Here is a 24,143-nt window from a genome sequence, read left to right as displayed (position 1 = left end):
TACTAGTCTTCTTTTCAATGATATTCATTATTTTTGTACAGTTGCAGCTGCAGTTGCTTCTGCTTCTGCCTCTTGTTCTTTTTTAACATTTACACGATCAATGACCTTCAGGAACGGAAGCCAGATCGCAAATACAATAGCGAAGTTTACAAGTTGTAAAATAGAACCCGCAATCGAATTAGTCGCTAAATATCCACTGAATCCTATTGGTACAGTCCATGGTACCGTTACACCAGTTGGTGGAGGCACAAGACCGGTGCTCATTGCAAAATAGGTTACAGCTGTAACAATCATTGGCGCAACAACCCACGGTATTAAAATTAATGGATTCATAACAATCGGAAGACCGAAAATAATTGGTTCATTGACATTGAATATACCAGGCAAGCCGCCTAACTTAGCTACCTGTTTCATTTGTTTGGATTTAACAAAGACGAGAATGGCCAACACGACTGCCAAAGTCATACCTGTTCCACCCATCCCTACTGTAAACGTATCCATAAAAGGCTTTGAAATAATATGAGGTAATTCTTTACCTGCATTAAATGCAGCCACATTCTCTAAAGCCAATGTATTCCAAATAGGGTCCATGACGGAGTTCATAATAATTTGACCATGAAGTCCAAAGAACCAAAGGATTTGAATAAAGAAAACAACAATCAATGTCGGGATAATGCCACTGCCTAAGCCAGTAAGAGGCTCTTGAATAATTTTATAAATAACATCATGAAGATTTGTATTAAATGCTAAAGTTACGATTCCTTGTACAGCCAGGAAAAACGTTAATGTAATAAGTGCAGGAATCAATGCCGCAAAAGATTTGGCTACTGCTGGCGGTACACCTGCTGGCATTTTAATCGTAATATCCTTTTGAACAGCTTTACGATAAATTTCACCTGCGACAAAGGCAGAAATCATGCCAAGGAACATTCCTTTTGCTCCAAGACGGTCCAGTGAAAGAACACCTGTAATTGTTTCTCCTCCTTGTGTCTCAACCACAAATGGAGTCAAGAATAGAAAGGATGCGAGAGCAACTACTCCACCGAATACAGCCTCAACATCATAACTTTTCGATAGATAATATCCGATACCGAAGACAACAAACACAGACATAATATTCATAGTTGCACTACTAGCTACTCCAAAGGTATCGCGGAGAGTCGTAATCGTACCGTCACTTAAAAACGAGTCCAGAAATGGAAGATTTAACAAAACGACCACGATCGAACCGAACACAGTTAATGGAAACGCTAACATAAAAGCGTCACGTAGAACGCCTAAGTATCGGTTATTATTCAGCTTACCCGCTATTGGCATAAGAAATTGGCTGATTTTATCAAACACAGGACTTCCCCCTTAAATAGGAATAATATTAAACCATTAATTTTTAGCCTTTTGCCTTAAAGATTTCTAGTATTTCTTTTACTAACTCTTTCATAGTCAACGTAGACATCAAATGATCCTCAGCATGCATTAAGAGCATAGAGAAATTTGTTTTTTCACCAGATGCTTCTTTTTGGACCATTTGGAAATGTATATCGTGTGAGATACTAAGATCCGCTTCAGCCTGCTTTAATAAGTCATCCGCTTCTTCGACATTACCTTCGCGATAAACCTTTAACGACTGAATGATCTTACTTCTTGCATTACCGCTGTGTAAGATAAGCTGGAAGCTGATCTGTTCTTCTGTAAGTTGTTCAATCTGCAGTTTTTCCATTATTTATCACCTATCAAAGAAAGAGCTTGTTCATATGCTTTTTTACCGTCTGCCATTCCATATGCCATCATGTTGATTACATCTACTTTAATGCCATGTTTGTCAGCTTCTTTTTGTAACTCACCTTTAAGAAAGCTCATTTGAGGACCAATTAAAACAACATCAGCATTTGCCATTTCAGTCTTTGCCTTATCCTGTCCAACTGCCCAAATTTTTGCATCCTCACCAATTGATTTGGCATGTTGCTCCATTTTAGTAACCAGCAAACTTGTTGACATACCTGAACTGCAAGCTAATAAAATTTTTCTCATATTTAAAAACTCCCTTTATAGTAGTCTTGTAAAACCGCTTACATTTATCATTATAGACAATTATTTTTAAATGTCTAGACATTTGTATAAAAATAAATAAATTTTGCGAAATTTCATTGAACTAGTTTCACGTAATGTTCATTTTAAGACGAAACCTTTAGTAGGAGAGATTTCAGAAATCAGATTCCTTGATGCAGCACTTTAAGAAAATAACAAACATCGCCCTACAGCCTCCCTTTACAAATCAAAAAACCATATAAAAAGAGCATACCCACATTTTAGGCATGCCCTCGTTCTGTTCAATTTTATTACTTCCTACTTTAATTCTATTGTTTCATTGATATTTTTCGCATCAGATTCATGTTTAGTCATCTTCTTATACAGATTCACAATGTTTTTTGTGAGGTTTCCGGTTTCCCAATATTCCGCTGCTTCCGCCTTTACTTTTATTAAAATAATATTTGGATCATCAACGGTCGTTTCAAGTAATTTTTCATAAGCCGCGTTCCAAAGTTCCTTTTTCTTGTTAATATCATCAACGATTTCAGCTCTGCCACGAACAGAAACATAAGACTTACCGGCATAGGCAACATTGACCTCTGGATGCTCAACTACCTCTTTATATTTGTCTGTCTCTCTTTTCGTAAAGAACCATAAATCTCCGTCAAATTCAACTTCCTGTGTCTTCATTGGACGAGAAATCAATCCCTCAGCTGTCTGTGTTGTCAGCATAGCCGTGTCAACATCTTTAATTAATTCTCGTAGTTTCTCCAATTCTTCCTGGTTCGTTCTTTCAACGTTAGTCATGATATCACCTCTTTGGATTTTATAGGTATTTTACCCTCTTGATCCCTTTTTAATCGTAAAATTAGGATTTGGCTTATATTTGATCTTTCATTTACTGCATGATTCGTAGGTTTATATTCTCTCAATCACTCAAAATTATAAGTAGAAAGGAGTTATACGAAAAAAGTCTCCATCTGCATTACCATATAATCGTCTGCTCTTCACGTAGTGTTCATGCTCTTGTACCGTCTTTTATTGGATTGGTTTCTAAGTTTTGATTGATAATGAGAATTATTATCAATATAATGAAGTTATCTATTAATTCATTCTCTTCATTCAGCTTCTAAATAAGGGAGGTTTATACATGTCAGAGATATATGATGTAACGATCGTTGGCGGAGGACCTGCAGGTTTGTACAGTGCTTTTTACAGCGGATTACGGACGATGAAAACGAAGATTATTGAGTCTCAATCGAGGTTGGGAGGGAAAGTTCATATTTATCCTGAAAAGATGATCTGGGATGTTGGGGGAATGCGTCCTATGCGCGGTGAAGAGTTTGTTAAAGATTTGACTGCCCAAGGATTAACCTTTGAACCTACAGTGTGTTTAAATACGAAAGTTGAATATATTGCTAAAGAAAATGGATTGTTTGTCCTTATAACAGATGATGGCGAGAAGCATGTATCTAAAACCGTTATCATGGCAAACGGCGGTGGAATTATCTCTCCACAAAAGTTGGAAGTAGAAGGTGCAACGAAGTATGAGCTTACTAATTTACACTATACTGTACAGCGAATAGAACGTTTTAAAGACAAGCATGTATTAATATCCGGCGGAGGCAATGCTGCCATTGATTGGGCTGCAGAATTACTTCATATTGCAGCAAGTGTCACTGTTGTTTACCGTAAAGGCGAACTCTCAGCACACGAAGCTCAAATTAAAAAATTAAAAGATCACAATGTAGAAATCATCCTCAATGCTGCTATTACTTCTTTAGTGGCAAATAAGGAGAACCATGCCATTGATCAAGTGATACTAGATATGAACGGCAGTAAAAGAGCGATTGACGTTGATGATGTTTTAATTAACCATGGATATAATCGTGAAGCATCACTTGAATTTGAAAGAACTTTACAGCCTGAGATGAAGGACGATTACTATTATATCGGTACACCTAAAGGCATCCTTTCTACAGAAGGGATATTTGCAGCCGGTGATATTATATCTTACGAAGGAAAAGTAAACTTATTGGTCGGAGCCTTCCAGGATGCTGTCAATGCCGTTAACAGCGCCAAGATTTATATGGAACCGTCAGCTTATGGTACTGCGATGGTATCATCCCATAATGAAGTATTTACTGAACGGAATGAACAATTGTTGAAAGAAAAGCTAGGAATTTAATTATTCGGCTTTAATACAGAATCTACACTTACAGCCCTCCATGAAAGCTGGTAAGAACGTACTATTATCAGCTTTTTTATATACAGGAACTTTTCAGAATCCCCACTATGTACCAAAGGATGACCTTTTCCATCCCTTTTTAAAATTAAACCTTTGTATCAATCTTACAGATATTTACCAGGGTACAATTATACATGAATTTTCATCATCGATTAATATGGGGAATCGGGAAAAAGTTGCACCAAAATTCAATACCAAGTCTCTTTTAAGAAATGGATCTTGCAATAATTCATCAAACTTATTATTACTCTTATAATCTCGATCAGCTGTCTTTTTCTCAACAGCTATATTTAATAGATTCTGATATAAAGCAATTATTACCCTATCTTTATTCTCCAATACCAGAAAATCACGTCCCACAAAATCAATTTCCCTCTTTGTACTTTTTGCCTATCACATTCAAAATCAATTGAATCTCAGCACCCAGATCATCAGAAATAAAATCCGCCCTTAATCCCTAAATCAATCATAAAAAAAGATTGCATAACATTATTCTCCCTCTTTAGTAATAAACAAGGATGGCACTGAGCCATCCTTTGATTTTTTCATATGCAGGGCAGGCCATCTTAGCTTGCCCACCTGTTCCCCTGAAGCTTATGAGCGTTCTTGATTCTTTTTATTGCAGCGAACAGTTCCCTTAATTTTGAAGTAACCTTTTAAACACAAATAATGAACAATTTTATTTCCATTAGCGCTAACATAACGATAAAACACCTTGATAATAAACAAATTTTCAAGGTGTTTTCACTTATTTTTTCAATAATAAATACATAAAATAAGGAGCCCCAATAAAAGCAACCATAATACCAGCTGGAATTCCGTTGGGCTCAACCAGATTTCGGCCGATGGTATCAGCAAATAATAACAGCCAGCCGCCAATCAGGATGGCAAGTGGGATAAACAATTGATTTCTAGGTCCTACTAGAGCTTTGGCTATATGTGGTGCTATTAATCCGATAAAGGAAATACCCCCCGTAACCGAAACAGCAGAAGCAGCCAGAGCAACAGCCGTGAGCAATAAAATAATTCGTTCTTTCTCAATCGACACACCTACACCAATCGCAGCAGTTTCACTAATTCCGAGAAGATTTAAACGATTGGCTTTGTATAAAGTAAATGGAATAAGGATAACTAACCATGGAAGCAACGCCCAAATAAAAGGCCAATCGGTTCCCCAAATATTCCCCGCTAACCATTGAGCAATAAAATCTACTTTCTCCCGTTCTGCAGAAGAAATCAGAACAATCATAGCACCAGAGAGAGCCATCGAGAAACCAATGCCGACTAAAACCAACCTTACCGGCTCCAGCCCAGAGTTTTTGGTATACGAAAATAAGTAGATAAAGCAAACAGTAAGAATAGCACCTAAAAACGCAACAAGCGGCAGCATATAAACAAATGAACCGGGTTCAATCGGAAAGAATAGAAAGAAGATGGCCACAGCCACACCCGCTCCAGAATTAATTCCGATAATACCAGGATCCGCTAAATCATTCCTTGTAATGCCTTGAAGAATAGAACCTGATAACGCAAGCGCCATTCCAGCCAGGATTGTAATGAGTATTCTTGGTAATCGAATTGAAAATAAAACAAACTCTTCTTTAAAAGTACCCTCTCCAAGTAGTGTTGGAATGAGGCGATCGTAAGATAAAGAAGCAGCTCCCATTCCCATGCTCACAACAGCAGTACCAATTATAAGTACTAAAAAAATCATAATAAAAATTCGTTGTTTCTTGAGTAAAGAAGGATGAATCATAAGAATGCTTTGCCTCCTTTACGAACGATTATTAAGAAAAAGGGTAATCCAATCGTAGCTACAATTGCGGCTACCGGTGTCTCGAAAGGTGCATTTATGGTACGTCCTATTGTATCAGCAAAAAGCATAAAAACCGCTCCGGCAATAGCTGTCATCGGAATGATAAAACGATAATCTGTCCCGACGATTGCTCGTACAACATGTGGAACCATCAAACCAATAAATGTCATATTTCCAATTAGGGCAACGGAGGCACCAGCCAAAAGGATAATAACCATATACAGAATGATTTTTACTTGGATCGTTTTCTGCCCTAAGCCAACAGCAACCTCTTCATTTAAACTAAGAACTGTTAGCTGTCTTGCAAAGAGGAACGACACTAGAATACCAACTATAATGAAAGGAACAATGATACGGAGCTGGCCCCAGGTCGTTCCAACTAAACCTCCTGAGGTCCATACCGAAACATTTTTGGAAACTTTAAAGTAAATACTTACCCCATCTGCAATTGCATAAAGGAAAGCTGACACAGCAGCCCCAGCTAATACGATTCGAAGAGGAGAAAATCCTCCTTTTTTAATAAGCCCCATACTAAACACCATGATTGTACCAACAGCGGCTCCTATAAAACAGCCAATCATCAGCCCAAAATAATTCATGGAAGGGAAGACGACCAGTGTGATTGCCAATGCAGCATTTGCACCCGCCGTCAACCCAAGTAATCCAGGATCTGCAAGTGGATTTCGTGTTAACCCTTGCATAATAGCTCCTGCCACCGCTAAAGCTGCTCCTACAAACATGGCTGCTACTTCTCTTGGAAAACGAATTTCTCTCAGCACCAAGGTGGCATCTGTTTTTATTTCTGTGGTAAGGGCAAGCCATACATCTTTAATAGTCGTATCTGCAGCACCAAAAACCATTGATACTACAAACATTCCAATAAGTACAAGCAAACCGGCAATCATTTTATAGACAAAGGGGATGGAACGTTTCAATTCTTTTGTCATCAGTCACTCATCTTCTCTTTCATCAGAATAGGGGAAAAGGGATTCCAATTAGAATCCCTTCAAAAAAATTATTCACCTAGAAATGATTTCTTGAAAAAAGCCAAATGCTTCTCTAATGTAACTGGGTCACTGAAGGATGCCCCGTCACCTTCCATTTCATATACATGTCCATTTTTAACGGCAGGTATATTTTTATAGGTTTCGGTTTCCTGGAATGATACATCAGCAGCTGCATATTTACTCAAAATCACATAATCTCCTGCATATTCAGAGAATACTTCTGTAGAAAAGGTATAGTAGCCGTCCTTGGATGTCATCTCTTTTACTTTTTCAGGCATATTCAATTTCATTGCTTGATAAAGGATTTCTGTCCCGCGTGCCCAGTTATCTCCATAAACGTATAGATTTTTATCGAAAGCTTCAATTACAGATACAGTTGCATCCTCACCGATTTTTGCACGAATTTCATCGCCGGTTTCTGCAGCGCGTTTCTGAAAATCATCAACCCATTCTTGAGCTTCTTTCTCTTTGCCCAATAGTTTTCCGATTTCAACATGCTGGGCCAAGTAATCCAGTTTACCCCAAGTATAGGTTACAGTGGGAGCAATTTCCTTTAATTTATCAGCGTTTTTAACAGTAGATAACGCGATAATGAGATCTGGATTTAGTTCAATAATTTTCTCCAAATTATCTTCAGACACTTCGGCTACATCTTTTAATTCCTCTTTAAAGGTAGGGTTTGTTTTAGACCATACGTCAACACCAACTAAATTCACATCCAGTTCAATCACGTTACCAGTGAATCCTGAAAGCATGACAACGCGCTTTGGATTTGTTGGGACTTCCACTGGCCCTGTTTCTGATTCATATGTAAATGTTTTTGGTGTCTCTTCTTTTTCCGTCGCATTTTCCTTCTCTGTAGAGGCACTATCGCTGCAGGCACTAATAATTAACACTGAGAGCAGAATAAACGGGAATATCCACTTTTTCATGTTTAGGTTCTCCTTTTAATAAGTTATAAGTAAGGCACATTGGTTTATTTGTTCTTGGATCTCTCCCTATTTGGGCATCAATATGGAACACTTTTCTGAGTACAGCGGGAGTAATCACTTCCTCGCAGGACCCAGCTTTTACAACTCGACCATCTTTTAAGGCAATCATATAATCCGCAAAACGTGCTGCCTGGTTTAAATCATGCAGGACCATCACAATAGTACGTTCTTGTTCATGATTCAGTTTTTGCAAAAGCTCCAATACCTCTAACTGATGAGCCATATCTAAATAGGTAGTTGGCTCGTCGAGAAAGATAATTTCTGTCTCCTGGGCTAATGCCATAGCAATCCAAACACGTTGGCGCTGGCCGCCTGATAAGGAATCTACCGGACGAAACTTGTAATCTATTGTTCCAGTAACCTCAAGAGCCCAGTCAATAACCTCATAATCTTTTTTCGTTAAGCGACCAAACCCTTTTTGATAAGGAAATCTCCCATAGGATACAAGTTCACCAACAGTCAGTCCGCTTGCACTTTCTGGGGACTGGGGAAGGATGGCCATCTTTCGGGCAAGATTTTTCGTATTTTCACTTGAAATACTTTTCCCATCTAAAACTACCTCGCCTGATTGATGAGATATAATGCGTGTAACGGCTTTCAATAATGTTGATTTTCCACACCCATTAGAACCAATAATCGTGGTTATTTTTCGATCGGGTATTTCTACACTAAGGTCTTTGACAATCAATTGTTCTCCATATCCTATATTTAAACGTTCTGTATAGAGGCGATTCATCATAAACCTCCTTAAGGAATATTAGCTCTTTTTAATTGATAATGATTATCAATTCGTAGTTAAATATAATTTCTTTTCCTGCTTTTGTCAATTGTTTTTTCAGAAATTATGGAATTATTGTGCATTTCGAAGATTAACAGCTCAATATACATTGAAAAAGACTGTTCCCTTAGTATTTTAGGAAACAGTCTCTGTTCACTGTATTTTATCTATATTGGGTACTCACTAAATGTCAGGCTGTTACACCTTCTACTCGACACCTTCTGGATCGGTATCTTTTGGCTCTTCTGCCACTACTGATTCATCTAAACTAGCAGAAATGATTAATGTTATTTTAATTTATCCTAGTTAAGATTTCTTTTGAACAGTATTCAATAATTTCTCTTCTTCTTACTATACCAATAAAAATACCTGCGTCATCAATAACCGGGACAAAATTCTGCTCCATTGCTCTTTCAATGATACTTTCCATATCAGCATCAATGTGAATAGGTTCATTATTGCGCTCTGGTTTTATTTCCTTCAACTTCGTTTTATGCATGTTTTCAAACGATAAGCCAGGGGTATTTTTCATTTTCCAAAGCAAGTCCCCCTCTGTTAAGGTACCGACATATTTGCCTTGGTTATCAATAATGGGAACTGCAGAATATTTGTGATACTCCATTTTTTCCAGCGCTTGTCTCATCGTGGACTCGTACTTAACAATGGCTACTTCTTTTTTGGGAATTAAAAAAAAGGCTATATTCACCATTCACCTCCTAAACAATGATTCAATTTATGCTCCTGCCCTTCTATACATTATGCCCGCCCGGTTTTACTATATGCCTTTCTAATCTTACTAGTTAACCAGACCACTTCTTTTTATCAGGTTTCTGATCGGCAACAATTAATACATCTAGATGACGAACTAAACGCAATAGTTTTTGAACAACCGAACCTTTAACGATCTCCTCCATTCGTGTCCGTGCTGATTGTCTTATAATTACTTGAGTAGCATTCTTTTTATTTAAGAGATCAACCAATTCGTCGACAACTTTTCTTCGATGGGATGTCTCTTTCATTTCAAAAATTCCACCCAGCCTCTCCGTTAACAACTGCATGTTCTTTATTTTAATCTGCTCTTTTTCCGTTAAAACAGAATGATCCTTTACATAGACAACATACCAGACTGCCTTCAGCCGATAAGCCATTCGAAATCCACGCCGGATAAGGCGTTCACTATCTCCGCGCAAATTTACACATACAAAGATGACCTCTTGTTTTCGCCACGGTCCTCTTAAGGTCCGTTTATGTTCCAAGGCTTCCAGTCTCTCATCCACATCGTCTGCCACTTCACGGAGAGCCAGTTCCCTTAATGCAATTAAATTATAGGTCTTAAAAAAATGATTGAGTGCTTGCTCTATTTTTTCCTTAGCATATATATTTCCCTCCAGCATACGTTGCTGGATCTCCTGTGGAGAAATATCTATAAGCTCAATCTCATTCGCCATTCGCATCACATGATCTGGTACTGTTTCTCGGACTCTTACCCCTGTAATTTGTTCAATACTGTCATTTAAACTTTCTAAATGTTGAATGTTCATCGTTGAAATGACCGAATTCCCCGATTTTATAATCTTTTCTACATCCTCATACCTTTTTTTATGGACGCTGCCCGGTACATTGGTATGAGCCAATTCATCCACAAGCACAACCTCTGGATTTCGTTTTATAATCGCTTCTATGTCCATTTCTTCAATCACTACGTTTTTATAGTTGATTTTTTTTCGTGGTATGATCTCTAAGCTTCCAATTTGTTCATGCGTTTCTTTTCTTCCATGTGTTTCAAGCAAGCCGATCACCACATCAATCCCATCTTTTTTCAATTCATTTGCCTCACGGAGCATCGTATACGTCTTGCCCACACCAGGAGCAGCACCGATATAGACCTTTAATTGACCTCTCTTTATGATGCCAATTTGTTCTTCAACTTCTACGTTTGAAAGTCGCCTGTATGGATTAATCTTTTTATGATCTTTCCACTTAGCAGGTATCACTCTTTTTCCGTTTTTATCTGTACGTTCAGCGACAATCAAAATATCTATATTTTGTGTATTCCTTAAGATTTTATTTATAACGGAGCCGTTCATGATTTCTTCCAGGCGGCTTCTTTTAGATTGGCCTATCACAATTTTAGTAATTTTTTTGTCCGTTGCATAATGGACTATTCCCTCTGCAACATCCATTTGAGTAAGCGGCAATTCTTCAAATTTACCTTCTATTTTGCGAACTAACTTTTTAATAGATCTTCTAAACGTTTCCTCTTCCTTGGAAAGTTTTTTTTCGGGTGTGAGGTAACAGACGACAAATAATTCTCCGCCGAGACGTTTCGCAATTTGTTGGCCCCGCCTAACCAAAATAGATCCATTCCAATGATATTGGACGGAAACAAGAATCCTCTCTGTTGCCCCAGATGGGCCTATAAGTCCTTGCTGTTCTCGATAATCATCGAGTTCACCATTCACTTCTCCTGCCAAATGCCGCAAAGCAAGCTCTCGCAATACCGCCAAATAATCTCGTTTAAAAAATTTCTTCTTTAATGCCTGGTCTATTTCGCCATCTTGTAAACGAGTGAGAATTTGGTCAGGGGTTACATCCAATAGTTTTACCTCATCTGCCATTGCAAGAGTGTCATCCGGAATACAATGGTCTACCTGAACCTTAACAGCGAGCAGCTTTTCAACAATCTCTCTAACTCCCTCTAATTCATAGACGTTCATAGTCGTTATTACGCTAATGTTGCAGCTCATCAACTCTAATATATCATCTAGCCTTGTCTTATGCGGTGCACCTTTTCGGTTGCAATGTGACAAGATATCAACAAGGACCACTTCTGGATTTCTTTCTTTGATGGCTTCAAGATCTAAATCTTGTTTAACGATTCCGTTTTCCACCCATTCAATTGGAGGAATGCTTTCCAAATCCCCGATTTGTTCGATTGTTTTAGGACGATTGGTGGGACTAATAACTCCAATTACCACATCAATCGATTTCTTCGTCAATGTTTTTCCATCCAACAGCATATGATACGTCTTTCCTGAGCCAGAAGCTGCACCTAATATAATTTTCAATCTTCCTCTGTTTACTTTAGAAATCGATTGCAAATACTCTTCCGGAGTTTTTCTGCGGAATTCGACCATCATTCGGGCCTCTCTTTCTACATATAAGAAAAGGAGAGTGACTATACATTACTCTCCTTCTCTATTCACCTTATTTCAATCTATCAAGCTCCAAATTTAGCTGTAACACATTAACTCGCGGCTCGCCCAAAATTCCATATTGTCGGCTCTCCGTATTTTCATCGATGAGGGATTCTAGCTCTTCTATGCTTATTTTTCGGACGTCAGCAATTCTTGGAACTTGAACCTTTGCCGCCAGCGGAGACATATGCGGATCCAGCCCCGATCCTGAATTAGTTAAAAGATCTGCTGGAATATCTTCTTTTTGTACATCTGGGTTATGCTCTAAAAATGCTTTTATATCATTTTTGGTTCGCTCAATCATTTCCTCATTAGAAGGTGCATAATTTCCAGAACCTGACCCAGCCGCATCATACTCTATAGAAGAAACTCGGCTGCTGAAATACTTTGGATCCTTAAAGTTCTGCCCAATTAACTCAGAACCCACCACATTTCCATCTTCATCTTTGATTACACTGCCATCGGCTTTAGCAGGAAAAATGAATTGTGAGATTCCCGTCATAAATAGCGGGTAAATAACCCCGCATATGAGAAGAAGAACCAAACTTACCCGTAGATTTTTCAACATTTGTACGTCACCTTTACTTTATTATTTATTTTTATACAAGGTTCATGACAACAAGCAATGAATCAATGATCTTAATACCAATAAAAGGAACAATGACCCCGCCAAGTCCAAAAATCATGAGGTTACGGTTCAAAAGCTTTGTTGAACTCATTGGCACATATTTAACACCCTTCATTGCCAAGGGAATAAGCAATGGGATAATAATAGCGTTAAAGATGAGTGCCGATAAAATTGCACTTTGAGGGGTAGCCAGATTCATAATATTTAAAGCCCCAATTTGCGGGATCGCCACCATAAACATAGCCGGGATAATCGCAAAGTATTTCGCAATATCGTTGGAAATACTAAACGTGGTCAGCGCTCCACGCGTCATTAACAATTGCTTCCCAATGGCTACTACTTCAATGATCTTCGTTGGATCAGAATCTAAGTCAACCATGTTAGCTGCTTCCTTCGCCGCAATCGTTCCACTGTTCATCGCAAGACCAACATCAGCTTGTGCAAGCGCCGGTGCATCATTCGTTCCGTCTCCTGTCATAGCCACTAACTTACCTTCGGCTTGTTCCTTTTTAATAACAGATATTTTATCTTCCGGTTTCGCTTCCGCGATAAAATCATCAACACCTGCCTCACGAGCAATAGTTGCGGCAGTCAATGGGTTATCCCCTGTACACATGACCGTTTTTATTCCCATTTTCCGTAATTCATCAAATCTTTCTTTCATCCCGGGCTTTACGGTATCTTTTAAGTAGATTAATCCTAAAATTTCATTTCCCTGTGCAACAGCAAGAGGCGTACCACCCTCCATCGCAATCGTTGATGACTTACCATCAAGATCGTTCGGGACAGTCCCTCCACCGGAAACCACATATTTCTTAATAGCATCTACAGCACCTTTTCTAACATTTCGCCCATCTGCAAAGTCTGTTCCGCTCATACGAGTTTCCGCCTGAAATTCAACACCTTCTGAATCAATTGCATATGCTTCAGCTTCTGAAACGCCTGATTTCTTTGCCAACTCGATGACCGATCGACCTTCAGGTGTTTCATCATGAAGAGAGCTATATAGCGCAGCTTTATTCAATTTCATTTGGTCGACATGTTCAACCGCTATAAAAGCTGTAGCCATCCGGTTTCCATGTGTAATCGTTCCAGTTTTGTCGAGAATAATTGTATTAATATCCCCAGCCGCTTCTACTGCTTTCCCCGACATGGCAATAACGTTAAATTGAGTAACGCGATCCATTCCGGCAACACCAATAGCGGAGAGAAGTCCTCCTATTGTGGTCGGAATCAAACAAACAAGCAAAGCAACTAAAGTTGCAATTGGAATAGTGACTCCTACATAAGAGGCAATCGGAACCAAGGTCGTGCAAACAATTAAAAAGATCAGTGTTAAGCTAATGAGTAACGTATTTAATGCAATTTCATTCGGTGTTTTTTGTCGCTTAGCCCCTTCAACTAAATGAATCATACGATCAAGAAAGGATTCACCTGGATCAGCTGTTACTCGAATTTTCAGCCTGTCACTGTTCACTCTTGTGCCTCCAGTGACTGAACTGAAATCTCCCCCGGATTCTTTAATGACCGGAGCAGATTCTCCTGTTATCGCTGATTCATCCACAGAGGCTACGCCTTCTACAATTTCTCCATCTGCCGGTATCAATTCAGTTGCTTTTACAACGACCAAATCCCCTTTTCTCAATTCAGTTGATTGAACCATCTTGATTGATCCATCTTTTAATAGCAATCTGGCTTTTGTATCTTGTTTTGTTTTTTTCAGACTATCAGCCTGTGCCTTCCCTCTTCCTTCAGCCAAAGATTCTGCAAAGTTAGCAAACAGAATGGTAAGGAGCAAAATTATGCTTACACTTCCGTTATAGATTGGATTCGCTTCTCCACCAAACAGGGTAGGAAATATGGTTAAGATTAGAGTGATAACAAAACCAACCTCTACTACAAACATAACTGGATTTTTTGCCATTATACGTGGATCCAGTTTTTTAAAAGCATCTATTAAAGCACGCTTAACTATAGCGTTATTAATTGCAGCTTTACGCTTTGTGTTCATTGGAATACTCCTTTATCTTCTTTTTCTTTCATTAACGAATCGACAAATACTCCGCAATCGGCCCAAGTACAATGACTGGGAAGAATGTTAATGCCCCTACGATTAAAACTGTTGCAATCAAGAGAACTACAAATGTACTGTTATCAGATTTAAACGTCCCAATCGTTTTTGGGACAGGCTTTTTACTTAATAACGACCCAGCTACAGCTATCATGGCAATCATGGAGAAATAGCGGCCAAATAACATCACCAATCCTGTTGAAATATTCCAAAATGGTGTATTATCACCTAAGCCTTCAAATCCTGACCCATTGTTCGCCGCAGATGAAGTGAATTCATAGATAACTTGAGTGATTCCATGGAATCCCGTATTTGAAATGGCTGATGTACCCATTTCTGTTGCCAATGCAATGGCTGATGGAGCCAAAATAATCAGGGGGTGTATTAAAATTGTGATAGCGATTAATTTCATTTCTTTTGCTTCAATTTTACGGCCTAAAAATTCCGGTGTTCGGCCAACCATTAATCCTGCTAAGAAGACGGCAAGAATGGCATACATTAAAATATTTACGGTTCCAACCCCATCCCCACCAAATACACAGTTCAACATCATTTCACCCAATGGAACCAACCCTCCAAGCGGGGTTAACGTGTCATGCATATTGTTTACCGTGCCTGTCGTTGCAGCTGTTGTAACAGCTGTGAATAAGGCACTTTGGGCGATTCCAAACCGCACTTCCTTTCCTTCCATACTGCCATCTGATTGGGATAGGCCGATTTCTTGAAGTGCTGGGTTTCCATTTGCTTCACTAAAATAGGCGATCGATAAGAAGGCAAGAAACATCATTCCCATTGCACTGAATAAAATCCAGCCTTGCTTACGGCTTCTGGCCATATGTCCGAACGCGATTGGCAGTGAAGCTGGTAGTAAAAACATGGATAAGATTTCAATAACATTCGTGAGTGGTGTCGGATTCTCAAATGGGTGTGCAGAGTTCACACCGAAGAATCCTCCGCCATTTGTTCCTAAATGCTTGATAGATTCCAAAGCTGCAACGGGTCCACGCGCAATTTGCTGTTCAGCACCTTCCAAGGTCGTTGCTGTAATCGTCGGCTCTATCGTTTGTGGTACTCCCTGACCTACAAGTACGATTCCAACCAGGATGGAAAGCGGAATCAGAATACGTGTATGTGCACGGATTAAATCCACATAAAAGTTACCGATACTTTTTTGCCCTGTCAGTCCTCTCATAAAAGCGATACATAGTGCGATCCCTGTCGCAGGTGTTGTAAACATCAGAAAGATAATAACCATCATTTGTGATAAATAGGAGAGCCCTGATTCTCCACTGTAATGTTGTAAATTAGTGTTGGTTAAAAAACTCGCTATTGTATTAAAAGATAAGAACGGATCCATTGAAGCAATTCCACTTGGATTCCCTGGCAAAGCACCTTGAAAACGAACGATTAGATAACATATAGCGAACATTACTAGGTTACTAACCAATAATGCCTTTGCGTATTGCCGCCATTTCATATTCGTTTGCGAAATTCCAGAAAGCTTATACATTATTTTCTCTATGCCGCCAAATGCCCGATCAAGCTTTGTTTCCTCTAAAGAGAAAGCACGGGCTATGTAGCGCCCCATAGGTATAGCAAGTAAAACAACAACTGCTATGACCAATGCTATTTGTATAAAATCCATTATTCTTTCCCCCATAGTGTTTTTATAAATTAATATCTCTCTGGATGAATTAAGGCATCAACTAAATAAATCGCAAGTCCACCTACAATAATTCCTATAAAGATCATTTTTCTTGACCTCGTTCCTTAATCACATTGTCACAAAACTTGATGAATCCAAAGAACAGTAGAAATATTCCTCCTGCCAATCCAATTGAAATAAGATCCACATGAACCTTCCTTTCTTAAAGGTTGCTTTTAAACTTATAATCTCAAAGAGAATTCGTTAACCAGCTATATGAACAGCTTCCAGGTTTACTAATATAAACGAGTCTGGCACCTAGCTTTTTATAAAGCTGATAATCTCTGCTGCATTGCGTCGCAACAATGATTCGCCTCGTACCCAATTCAGAAAAGAAAGCAGTCAATTCAACCCCCTCGTTAATAGAATCTGAAATAATGTAAACTTTATCGTATACAATAAAGCTCTTTTCCATTTCATTTAGGTTATCCATTCTCGTATTGCCATTCTCTGTGTTGGAAAGAGATTTAAAATATTGCTTATATGGCATCACAACAAATGCCTTTTCCCTGCAGCTATCACTGGAAATCACTGATGTATAAAGATTGCCTTTGCCGATGATCAACACGTTTCCCACTTTACATCCTCCTGAAGGATAAGCTGTCCTTTCTATACTCCATCATTGTTTGTTGACCGATTTATAGAAAGGACAACACTTATTGCCTATTAATATCTGATTTTAGTGAAATCATTCGGATAAATTGAAATATACTTTGGGTTATTCTGGTGAGCGACTGAATTTGCTCTTCTTGCATTTTCATCCGCTATTTTTGCCTTTTCCTCAAGCAGCTTAATATCCAGATTACTCATACGTAACATTTGGTTCCTCCTTTATAATTGTTAAAATTTACCATCAAAAAGGCACAGAAAAGCCCCCTGTATTACACAGTGGGCTTTTAAACCAAAGGTAATACCTCCTCTTTTAACGCTTACGAAGTTAGCTGTCGGATTCGGGCCATAAGAGTAGCCCTACCTTGATCTAGGATTCACCCCAAGTGACAAGAGTCACAAAATTGGTTCCCCCGCTCTTAATAGATTCAGCGATTTAAGATATTAACGTATTAAATTGTTAAATTTTAAAAAAGACCACAGAGGGTCTGCCCTGTGGTCGAAATAACTTTTCGAGTCCCCAGTTACACCATCCTCTCCCTTAACGCTTACGAAGTTAGCTGTCGGATTCGGACCATGGAAGTAGCCCTACCTTGATTTAGGATTCACCCCGAGTGACAAGTGTCACAGAATTGGTTCCCCCGCTCTTTAAAAGATTCAGCGATTAAGAATGATATTTAATTATGAGAGTAATACTACTCCGGTATTTTCCAGTTGTAAAGGCAACAAAAACCCCGAATTTTTGTATAAATTATTAAATACAGGTAAAATAAACCAATATAACTACTTCATCCAATGATTTCTTAAACTTCCTTTATTTTTCATCGACTTTATAGTTATTTCAATCTACAAATTTAAAAACTTTCATATGAACCAATTAATGATCCCCATGTTTCATAATGGACTAAATATAAGCCGTTTGTTTGGAACTAGTTCGAAAGAATCGTCTTTTTTCATACTTTTTGAATGGTTCTCCTAGAGATTCAGAGGGAGGAATACTTCTAATTCTTCAACAAAAAAGGACTATCAAAAGAAAAAGGTATCTAAACCTAAAAAAATGGGTAAATACCCCTTAGAAAGAAATTGGGAGGGATAGAATGAGTGATTATGTTATCAACGTATATGAAACTGAGCAACAAGCAGCAAAAGCTATCGAAGATTCTAAAAAACAAGGCTATACCACAGATGAGATTTCTGTCATTGCCAACCATGCAAATGATTTATCCAGGATGACACAGGAAGTGAAAACTTCTACTATGGATGGAGCCATTGCAGGAGCTGCTACTGGAGGGGCAATTGGCATTGCTGGCGCCCTGGCAGGATTACCAGCTGTATTGGCCCCAGGATTGGGGGCAGTATTAGTTGCAGGTCCTCTATTAACTATGCTTGGCGGCGCATTGATGGGAACCAGATCTAGTGAAGGCGGATTATTGAAGTCTTTAATGAATATTGGACTCCCTGAAGAGAAAGCTCAACAATACTATAATGATGTTCAAGATGGAAAATTCCTCGTCATTGTTCACCCAAAATAGTATGTTAAAGTAATATAAAAAGAGGCTGGGACATAAATATTTCAGTCAATGATAAACCCGAACTATTAGGTAATATTTTAATAAATATTTCGCCTAATAGTTCGGGTTTTTATTTGTTTTCTAGATTTGTCACTTCTATATACCATTATTAAACTTAGTAGAATGTAGCGGAAGCCACTCGACTCCTGCGGGAAGTAGAGGAAAGGCTGAGACCTGAGCAGGCGTAGCCGAGGAGGCTAAAGCCTTCCTCCCCGCGGAAAGCGAGTGGAGTAAGCGCGAATGGAACGGAATTTTCTTTCAACTTAACTCTTTAATAAGTAACAAAGTCGAACTAAATCCTAAACCGCCAATCATATCTTACATATAATTTTATCTCATCTCTAATTGACCATGCTTGAAGGAAGTCTGTAATGTGTAGCTCCCCTTTGGAAATATGAATGTCCAAGGCATACTCACACGACATGGAATAACAAGCTGAGGTAAGGCGAATAACTTTTCTGCAATAACTTCCCCTTGAATTCCATATAGCAATCTTACATTGTTAAAGACAAGAGGGTGGTCCGTAAAGTTATGGACCAATACAGATATGAGCAATGCTTCTTTATGGTTAATGGCTTCTCGGATAGGAGTAAAAATGACATTATCAGGGCTGTATAGATCTTTTGTTTTATCAAAAATTCTTTCGATACTTTGTCGGTCCTGGGCAGCTAATGCTTTATCCCATGATTTCTCAAATTTTAATTGTTGCAAGAAAAAAACCCTCTTCTATTTATATTAATAAGCACCTTCTGAGTAGGTTAATTCATAGCTGTGTGTATAGATTTCAACTAAATTACCGAATGGATCTTCACAATACACCATACGATATGGTTTTTCTCCTGGGTAGTATGCACGGATTGGCATACGTTGTTTACCTCCGTGTGCAACTATTTTTTCAACAAGACCTTCAATATCAGGATCTTGGACTGCATAATGGAAAAGACCTGTTTTCCAATATTCAAAGTTATTCTCTGGCTTTTCATTATTCGGAAACTCGAATAACTCAATACCGATTTTATCAACTGTTGCCATATGGGCAATACGGAATTTCTCCCAGCCAGTTCCGAATACATCCTTACACATGATGCCAATTGGGCTGTCATCTTCAATCACATCAGATGGCTCCATAATAATATACCAACCCATTACCTCAGAATAAAATTTCACTGCCTCTTCTACATTTGGTACAGAAATCCCTATATGTGAAAATGAACGTGGATATCTCAAATTTATCTCCCCTTTTAGATGTTTAGCTTAAATATACTACTAATTATTTTTCCTCTCTAATATAAAGCAAACTACTGAAGCATCTTCTCCAACCAAGCTGGTGAAAAATGAACCATACTCCGTACATAGGTATCAGGAGATGTGGTATTTGACTTATGCAAAGTTAATCCATCCAAAAGAATGATATCCCCTGGCTGTAAATCATATATTCTATTATGAATAAAATAGTTACACTGGCCTTCATCAAAGACATAAATCTCATATGTGCTGTGTGGTTCAAATTGATGAAATCCAGACATATGTGTATTCAATCCTTGAAGACGATAAAAAGCCAAAATTGATTCATCCAGTACTTTAGGTTGATAAAAATCCTTTGCCCCTTTTTTCACTACTGTTCACACTCCCGGAAGTCAGTGTTCTATTGAAAGCTTTCTGGAACACCTTTTATTATACTAGTATACTAACCAAAAAATCATTTCATGAAAGTGCTTTCTACTTCCATTTTTTGACTCAAATTGCTTTCTATTATTTTGCCCTAAATAGGTATAAGTAGATACAGAGGAATCATTACTAAAGGTGGTTCTTTTATATAGGTAGAACGTAGACAATATTGTGGTAAAGAAAAAAACACAAGCTTATCGGACTTGTGTTTGGCTTTACGGATTTATTTTTAAAGATTTATGTTCTTAAATAAAACCGTAGTATGGGCTTTGACTGTTTGCATAGTGGGCCCAGCTAATGAGAGTAATAAAATCATATACAGGCAGCTGTACTGCTTGCTGGATATCGAATGCATAGGGCGGCAGGTCACTGCATTCCAATAAGATGGCTCCGATTTCCGGATGTTTTTCTTTTAATTCAACTGCCTTCTTCACGACCTCATCACGGAGCTTTTCATTATTAAACGTACCAGTTCCATTCGAAATAGATGAAAACTCTTCTCCTTGGCTCAAATCACCGATGATCAAATTGGATCTGTCTGTAACACCGCAAGTTTTTAAAAGAGAATCTGTTAATCCTCTTTCATAGGCTGTTAATATGCCGATCTTTTGCGCTGGCTTTAATCCAACCTGGATCATTGGCAGTTGAACGAGACTGGACAGATATACGGGAATTTCTAAGGCATTTGCTATTTGCTTATGAAAGTTACCAAAGAAACCACAGGCACTAGAGATTACCTTTGCTCCTTCACTTTGAAGTTGCTTAGCCGCATCAATTATCACTTTTTCCAGCGCTCGATCATTATTTAATATACGCTGACCCGTACAGCCAGGGACCAATTTGTAATGGACTGGGAACGGGAATGTTGAATAATTGGCAACATTGCCGGGAATAACCGGATAAGAATTTTCATCCAAATATAAAATACCAACCGAAAACCCGGTTACATAACGCCCCTTTTTTTGTACAAGCTGGCCTGAATTTTTCCCAGGACCAATATATCCATAATGCATTCATTCTTCTCCCCTTTCTAATCAGGATTAGTCTTTTACAGAACCATTAATTTATACGTAAAAAAGGGGGTAGTATCTGATACACAAATTTGAGACCGCTTGAAAATCATTATTAGGTCCTTGATATTGCCAGCGTCAAAAAATTCCCTACATATAATAAAAGAGTTGCCGAACGGATCATAATCCTTAGGCAACTCTTTTTTATTAGATAAATTCATTAATCTGTAATGACCTTTTTCCGCAAGCAATATACCCATAGTAACAGGGATAGAACAAGGAAAATTAGCATGGTCATGCTCAAACCTTTAATATAATCTCCCCACTGAAGTGAACCGACCATCATCCCTACACTACCGATAACTATAAAGCCAAAGTTCATCAAGCTTGAAGCCGCACCGACATTTGACTTTTGCATAGATAGTAGCGTATTTGACACCATCGGTCTGAGATAAGTCGAGACGACCGTAAATGGAACATAGCATAACAAGAATACAAGCGGACTAGCGGAGCCCACAAAGAATAGCAGGCAGGCAGCTATGGCGACAATGGCAAAGCTGATATTGATCGATCTTTTAACTGAAACGCTGCCGCCGATTCGCATATATAAAAATGGTCCAATCATTCCTACACAAGCAGCGCCAGCAAAATAAAGGCTGAAGGCTGATTCCGAAAGGTTAAACCCATCTATATAAATATAAGATGCAAGTGTTAAATAGGCCATAAAAGGCGCTATTAAAAGAGCAACCACAAGCAATAAGCCGGAAAACTTCGTATCCTTCACAACACTGGTTAACCGTAAAATGGATTTGAATGTACTGCCGGATACTCTTTTTTCCTGCGGCAAAGTTTCTTCTAAAAGGAAGGCGCCTAAGAGTGTTATGAGGAATAGAGCAGCCAAGGCCACAAAAGTCATCTTCCAGCTGAAAAAGGTTAAAATAACCGCTCCCATAATGGGTGCAAGCATTGGAGCAAGCAAAACTATTGCCTGTGTAATGGACAGGACATTAGACATCTCTTTTCCTTCAAAGCTATCTTTAATCAAAGCTGTCGCAATGGCGACCATTCCACCTGCGCCAAACGCCTGAATCGCCCGGGCTGCGATTAAGAGCCAAATGGATGGTGAGATTGCACAGACGATACTAAAAGTCAGGGCAACAAGAGTACTGCCAATTAAGACTGGTTTTCGCCCATATTTATCACTCGTCGGACCAAGAAGCAAAATCCCAATTGCCATAAAAATGAAGAATATCGTCATCGTATAGCTAGTAACAGATGAGGTTGTTTGGTAGTAGATAGTCATCTCCGGCAACGATGGCATATATAAGTCTGTTGCCAAAGGAGGTGTCATCGATAATAAGGCAATGAAGGCAATAAGCCCGCCTTTTTTCAAATATTTTTGTGACATTTACATCTTCCTATCGTTCTTATGATCATGTGAATTATATTTTCAGCAGAATTATACGGTAGAAACCAATCCTTCTATGCAACTCTGCTTCAAAGCTTCCTTTGTTGAAAATATTCCACATTATCCTAGCTTAACAGGAAACCAATCTAGTGATTGCATGTAAAATACGGAAATTATTCGACAAACAGGCCTTCACTCAGAAAGCCTAAGATTATCTCAAATCAGCAGACCAAACGTACTGAAAGTAATGAGAATATAACAATACGTCATTCGAAAATTATTGACCAAACCATATTGATATTACTGTACTGTATCTCTTTAATACGTTTTGACCTCAATTTCTGAAAATTTCCAATAAAACTACCTATCTGTAAAATAACAACAACTTTTCAATTCCTAACAAGGTTGTTAGAAATAAATAATTGATAAAAATTTGTTGTATACTCCGTTATAGTTAATTAAGAACTTATGAGGTGTTAACATGAATACAATTAAAATTGACAATAAGACTAAATCAAAACTTAATATAGATTATATGAATGCTGTATTTGCTGTTAGCAATGCTAAGCATCCAGCTGAGTACCTTTATAAAATTACCCAATATAAAAAAGCAAAGCATTATAAACAGCTTTTAGAGAATCATTTGAATGAATGTCAATGTTGTTAATACTAATAAAAAAGAAGCGCATCTAGTGTACTGCCCGTAAGTTAGAATTGTTATTTTAACTTACGGGACTGAAATCGCTACACTAAGAGCGCCTCTTTTTTATATCTCCATCATTATTAACAACTGAATTTGAAGCAAAAATAAAAAAAACATTAATCAGAATGCCTTCCACCTGTTTCAAATGGTCCACTTTCTTTCAGCTTAATAAGATGGCAAACTGCTACCCTACTTATATTGTGAATATCCTGTAATTGTGAATCAACCGTTTCAACTGCTTTGAAGCAAGCACTTGTTTTTAAGAATATAGCTCTAACAAGAAAAATTTATAATAATTTTAAATGACCCGTGACTTCATCTACCTTCTCTCTTTCACCAAGAATAGCAAGACATGTATCTGTTTTAACGCCGTTGAACATGGTCAATCCGTTATCAGTGATTAGCCTTACAGGCAATTCTTTTTCCTTTGCAAGATGATAAATCGTATATAATTCATCCAAGCTTTCTACATAAACCGTCACTTTTACAAATGTTTCATCAAACCATTTGGTTAGTATTTCTTTATGATTTTCAGTTCCATTGTATTCAATCCACTTTACAACCCCCAAGGAGGCATGACTTCCTTGCGCTACATACTTCCCTTTTGTCATTTGTAAATCTTTTCTCATCACGATAACCATCTTTGTTGTGCTTGACTTCTTTTCCACACTGATATCTCCTTCTCGCAAAGAATATGTTGCTAT

At 38.2% G+C, this 24,143-nt stretch carries 26 protein-coding genes and 2 riboswitches; of the genes, 3 read left to right on the top strand and 23 right to left on the bottom strand.

The genetic code is table 11. The annotated features are described in order from the left end of the window. Positions 1 to 27: 27 nt before the first annotated feature. The 4 genes from celB to AC58NB_RS16205 all read right to left on the bottom strand — a co-directional run bounded on the left by celB (position 28) and on the right by AC58NB_RS16205 (position 2,835). Positions 28 to 1,344, bottom strand: a complete 1,317-nt coding sequence (gene celB / locus AC58NB_RS16220) for a PTS cellobiose transporter subunit IIC (RefSeq protein WP_497427837.1) — start codon at positions 1,342 to 1,344, stop codon at positions 28 to 30. A 43-nt stretch (positions 1,345 to 1,387) separates the two neighbouring features. Beyond that, entirely contained in the window at positions 1,388 to 1,717 is a 330-nt protein-coding gene (locus tag AC58NB_RS16215; RefSeq protein WP_490996806.1) for a PTS lactose/cellobiose transporter subunit IIA, read from the bottom strand. Beyond that, positions 1,717 to 2,028, bottom strand: a complete 312-nt coding sequence (locus AC58NB_RS16210; protein ID WP_497427836.1) for a PTS sugar transporter subunit IIB — start codon at positions 2,026 to 2,028, stop codon at positions 1,717 to 1,719. The genes AC58NB_RS16215 and AC58NB_RS16210 overlap by 1 nt, the downstream gene beginning before the upstream one ends. 315 nt (positions 2,029 to 2,343) lie before the next feature. Continuing rightward, entirely contained in the window at positions 2,344 to 2,835 is a 492-nt protein-coding gene (locus tag AC58NB_RS16205; protein WP_497427835.1) for a pyridoxamine 5'-phosphate oxidase family protein, read from the bottom strand. Positions 2,836 to 3,178: 343 nt separating this feature from the next. Here AC58NB_RS16205 and AC58NB_RS16200 point away from each other — a divergent pair, with 343 nt between their 5' ends. After that, a complete protein-coding gene (locus AC58NB_RS16200; RefSeq protein WP_497427834.1) occupies positions 3,179 to 4,216 on the top strand; it encodes an NAD(P)/FAD-dependent oxidoreductase in 1,038 nt (345 codons plus the stop codon). 174 nt (positions 4,217 to 4,390) lie between these two features. Here AC58NB_RS16200 and AC58NB_RS16195 read toward each other — a convergent pair whose 3' ends face one another. The 13 genes from AC58NB_RS16195 to AC58NB_RS16135 form a co-directional block, all read right to left on the bottom strand. Then, positions 4,391 to 4,615: a hypothetical protein gene (locus tag AC58NB_RS16195; protein WP_497427833.1), complete on the bottom strand. Its 225-nt coding sequence runs from the start codon at positions 4,613 to 4,615 to the stop codon at positions 4,391 to 4,393. A 409-nt stretch (positions 4,616 to 5,024) separates the two neighbouring features. Continuing rightward, the gene (locus tag AC58NB_RS16190; protein ID WP_497427832.1) at positions 5,025 to 6,032 is read right to left on the bottom strand and encodes a FecCD family ABC transporter permease; all 1,008 of its coding nucleotides are present in this window, start codon (positions 6,030 to 6,032) and stop codon (positions 5,025 to 5,027) included. Beyond that, positions 6,029 to 7,039, bottom strand: a complete 1,011-nt coding sequence (locus tag AC58NB_RS16185) for a FecCD family ABC transporter permease (protein WP_497427831.1) — start codon at positions 7,037 to 7,039, stop codon at positions 6,029 to 6,031. Before AC58NB_RS16185 ends, AC58NB_RS16190 begins: the two co-directional genes overlap by 4 nt. Before the next feature lie 68 nt (positions 7,040 to 7,107). Further along, positions 7,108 to 8,031: an iron-hydroxamate ABC transporter substrate-binding protein gene (locus tag AC58NB_RS16180; RefSeq protein WP_497427830.1), complete on the bottom strand. Its 924-nt coding sequence runs from the start codon at positions 8,029 to 8,031 to the stop codon at positions 7,108 to 7,110. Further along, complete coding sequence (locus AC58NB_RS16175) at positions 7,982 to 8,827, bottom strand: ABC transporter ATP-binding protein (protein ID WP_497427829.1); 846 nt, start codon at positions 8,825 to 8,827, stop codon at positions 7,982 to 7,984. The genes AC58NB_RS16180 and AC58NB_RS16175 overlap by 50 nt, the downstream gene beginning before the upstream one ends. 334 nt (positions 8,828 to 9,161) lie before the next feature. Next, on the bottom strand, positions 9,162 to 9,575 hold the full coding sequence (locus AC58NB_RS16170; RefSeq protein WP_497427828.1) for a CBS domain-containing protein: 414 nt from the start codon (positions 9,573 to 9,575) through the stop codon (positions 9,162 to 9,164). A gap of 94 nt (positions 9,576 to 9,669) precedes the next feature. Then, positions 9,670 to 12,009 (bottom strand): universal stress protein, encoded by a 2,340-nt coding sequence (locus AC58NB_RS16165; protein ID WP_497427827.1) that lies wholly within the window; start codon positions 12,007 to 12,009, stop codon positions 9,670 to 9,672. A 67-nt stretch (positions 12,010 to 12,076) separates the two neighbouring features. Next, complete coding sequence (kdpC, locus tag AC58NB_RS16160; protein WP_497427826.1) at positions 12,077 to 12,634, bottom strand: potassium-transporting ATPase subunit KdpC; 558 nt, start codon at positions 12,632 to 12,634, stop codon at positions 12,077 to 12,079. 31 nt (positions 12,635 to 12,665) lie between these two features. Beyond that, entirely contained in the window at positions 12,666 to 14,705 is a 2,040-nt protein-coding gene (kdpB, locus tag AC58NB_RS16155; RefSeq protein ID WP_497427825.1) for a potassium-transporting ATPase subunit KdpB, read from the bottom strand. Positions 14,706 to 14,736: 31 nt separating this feature from the next. Beyond that, entirely contained in the window at positions 14,737 to 16,410 is a 1,674-nt protein-coding gene (gene kdpA, locus AC58NB_RS16150) for a potassium-transporting ATPase subunit KdpA (protein WP_497427824.1), read from the bottom strand. 29 nt (positions 16,411 to 16,439) lie between these two features. Next, on the bottom strand, positions 16,440 to 16,517 hold the full coding sequence (locus tag AC58NB_RS16145) for a potassium-transporting ATPase subunit F (RefSeq protein WP_497427856.1): 78 nt from the start codon (positions 16,515 to 16,517) through the stop codon (positions 16,440 to 16,442). Positions 16,518 to 16,660: 143 nt separating this feature from the next. Next, positions 16,661 to 17,047, bottom strand: a complete 387-nt coding sequence (locus AC58NB_RS16140) for a hypothetical protein (RefSeq protein ID WP_497427823.1) — start codon at positions 17,045 to 17,047, stop codon at positions 16,661 to 16,663. Positions 17,048 to 17,136: 89 nt separating this feature from the next. After that, positions 17,137 to 17,289 (bottom strand): hypothetical protein, encoded by a 153-nt coding sequence (locus AC58NB_RS16135; RefSeq protein ID WP_497427822.1) that lies wholly within the window; start codon positions 17,287 to 17,289, stop codon positions 17,137 to 17,139. A gap of 93 nt (positions 17,290 to 17,382) precedes the next feature. Continuing rightward, positions 17,383 to 17,523, bottom strand: a riboswitch (cyclic di-AMP (ydaO/yuaA leader). A gap of 85 nt (positions 17,524 to 17,608) precedes the next feature. Further along, positions 17,609 to 17,752: riboswitch (cyclic di-AMP (ydaO/yuaA leader) on the bottom strand. Positions 17,753 to 18,176: 424 nt separating this feature from the next. On the opposite strand from AC58NB_RS16135, the gene AC58NB_RS16130 reads away from it, so the two are divergent. Then, positions 18,177 to 18,611, top strand: coding sequence for a general stress protein (locus AC58NB_RS16130; protein ID WP_497427821.1), 435 nt, complete (start codon positions 18,177 to 18,179; stop codon positions 18,609 to 18,611). Between the two features lie 369 nt (positions 18,612 to 18,980). Here AC58NB_RS16130 and AC58NB_RS16125 read toward each other — a convergent pair whose 3' ends face one another. The 5 genes from AC58NB_RS16125 to AC58NB_RS16105 form a co-directional block, all read right to left on the bottom strand. Then, entirely contained in the window at positions 18,981 to 19,361 is a 381-nt protein-coding gene (locus AC58NB_RS16125) for an SLAP domain-containing protein (RefSeq protein ID WP_497427820.1), read from the bottom strand. Between the two features lie 24 nt (positions 19,362 to 19,385). After that, positions 19,386 to 19,877, bottom strand: coding sequence for a lactoylglutathione lyase family protein (locus AC58NB_RS16120; protein ID WP_497427819.1), 492 nt, complete (start codon positions 19,875 to 19,877; stop codon positions 19,386 to 19,388). 71 nt (positions 19,878 to 19,948) lie between these two features. Then, complete coding sequence (locus AC58NB_RS16115) at positions 19,949 to 20,266, bottom strand: AraC family ligand binding domain-containing protein (protein ID WP_497427818.1); 318 nt, start codon at positions 20,264 to 20,266, stop codon at positions 19,949 to 19,951. Positions 20,267 to 20,563: 297 nt separating this feature from the next. Then, complete coding sequence (locus AC58NB_RS16110; protein WP_497427817.1) at positions 20,564 to 21,331, bottom strand: aspartate/glutamate racemase family protein; 768 nt, start codon at positions 21,329 to 21,331, stop codon at positions 20,564 to 20,566. A gap of 217 nt (positions 21,332 to 21,548) precedes the next feature. Continuing rightward, the gene (locus AC58NB_RS16105; RefSeq protein ID WP_497427816.1) at positions 21,549 to 22,736 is read right to left on the bottom strand and encodes a Bcr/CflA family efflux MFS transporter; all 1,188 of its coding nucleotides are present in this window, start codon (positions 22,734 to 22,736) and stop codon (positions 21,549 to 21,551) included. A gap of 481 nt (positions 22,737 to 23,217) precedes the next feature. Here AC58NB_RS16105 and AC58NB_RS16100 point away from each other — a divergent pair, with 481 nt between their 5' ends. Then, positions 23,218 to 23,403, top strand: coding sequence for a hypothetical protein (locus AC58NB_RS16100; protein ID WP_497427815.1), 186 nt, complete (start codon positions 23,218 to 23,220; stop codon positions 23,401 to 23,403). Between the two features lie 323 nt (positions 23,404 to 23,726). Here AC58NB_RS16100 and pth2 read toward each other — a convergent pair whose 3' ends face one another. Next, entirely contained in the window at positions 23,727 to 24,107 is a 381-nt protein-coding gene (gene pth2, locus AC58NB_RS16095) for an aminoacyl-tRNA hydrolase (RefSeq protein WP_497427814.1), read from the bottom strand. Positions 24,108 to 24,143 lie beyond the last annotated feature (36 nt).

Source organism: Pradoshia sp. TA40_28 (genome assembly GCF_059694525.1).
The sequence above is the reverse complement of the archived record's forward strand: the minus strand, read 5'-3'. Positions and strand labels throughout refer to the sequence as shown.